This window comes from Phenylobacterium sp. CCH9-H3 (genome assembly GCF_001557235.1).
GTDB lineage: Bacteria > Pseudomonadota > Alphaproteobacteria > Caulobacterales > Caulobacteraceae > Phenylobacterium.
In genome coordinates this window covers 1-600 of sequence record NZ_LSJI01000122.1, presented here as the reverse complement: position 1 = coordinate 600, position 600 = coordinate 1, and the positions used below count along the sequence as shown (strand labels likewise).

Sequence of the window (600 nt, the reverse complement as noted above, 5' to 3'; positions counted from 1 at the left end):
GGTCGTAGGTCATGGTGTCGGTGTTGGCGTCGGTCCAGCTCTGGATGAACGGCGCATCCTTGTCGAAGAGGTTGTCCACGCCGACGGCGATGCTGGCCTTGTCGTTGACGCGGTAGGAGGCCTGCACGAAGTGGTAGAAGACGTTCGACGTGCGCGAACCGATGGCGGTGGGCGCGGCGTTGAAGTCCTTCGCCTTGCCGATCATCTGCACTGACCAGGTGGCGCTCCAGTTCACGTCCGACAGGCTGAAGGCCGCGTTCGAGCGCCAGTGCGGATAGCCGCCGTTGCCGCCGCCGATGCGGCCGTCGAAGATGATCGGGTCCGCACCCAGGAACGGGGTGATCTCGTACTTGGCGAGATAGGTCGTGTTCCAGTCGACGTCGGCGCGCAGGCCGCGGACGTCGAAGGTGTAGCGCACCCCAAAATCGACGCCCTTCATCACTTCCTTGCCGGCGTTGGTCGGCTGCGAGGAGAGGAAGTTGACCTCGCCGGTGAGCGGGCTACGCCGGAACTGCGTCGGGGCGCAGAAGGGGTGGGACAGGTTTGCGCTGGCGTAGCAGACCGACAGCTTCGTCGAGCCCGGGATGTTGCGGATGGCGT

The 600-nt window shown here is 65.0% G+C and carries 1 protein-coding gene; it reads right to left on the bottom strand.

Annotation, left to right across the window (positions count from 1 at the left end):
- Nucleotides 1-600: TonB-dependent receptor domain-containing protein (locus AX721_RS12265; RefSeq protein ID WP_156467146.1), on the bottom strand; the 600-nt coding region annotated here is incomplete at both ends.